Genomic DNA, 514 nt, shown 5'->3' with positions numbered 1-514 from the left:
TGCCAACGCTTGTACCTATTGTGGCTTCTCTATGGAGAACCGCATAAAGCGAAGAACACTGAATAGGGACGAAGTTGAGGCGGAGATTGATGCGATTAAGCGAATGAAGTTCGACAGCGTGTTACTGGTAACGGGTGAGCATGAGACCAAAGTTGGGATGAAATACTTTCGCGAAATGGTGCCAATCATCAAGCAGCGATTTAATTATTTAGCGATGGAAGTCCAACCGTTGGATCAGGACGAATACGCCGAACTCAAAACATTGGGCCTTGATGCGGTGATGGTGTATCAAGAAACCTATCATCCTAAAACATATGCTCAGCATCATTTACGTGGCAACAAAATGGATTTCCGATACCGGCTTGAAACGCCTGATAGGTTGGCAAAAGCGGGGATCGACAAAATCGGTATTGGCGCTTTGATTGGTTTGGAAGAGTGGCGCACCGACTGCTTTTTTGCGGCTGCGCATCTGGATTACCTTGAGCGTACTTATTGGCAATCGCGTTATTCGATT

General features: G+C 46.3%; 1 protein-coding gene. It reads left to right on the top strand.

Features of this window, described 5'->3' with window-relative positions; genetic code table 11:
- Window positions 1–514 (top strand): radical SAM protein (locus R7Z47_RS26920; protein ID WP_318131035.1); only part of this gene is annotated, 514 nt, incomplete at both ends.

Origin of the sequence: Vibrio sp. 1641 (assembly GCF_033339995.1) — a bacterium.
GTDB classification, from domain to species: Bacteria; Pseudomonadota; Gammaproteobacteria; order Enterobacterales; family Vibrionaceae; genus Vibrio; species Vibrio alginolyticus.
Note: the sequence above shows the minus strand (reverse complement) of the source record. Positions and strands in the feature narration are given on the sequence as shown.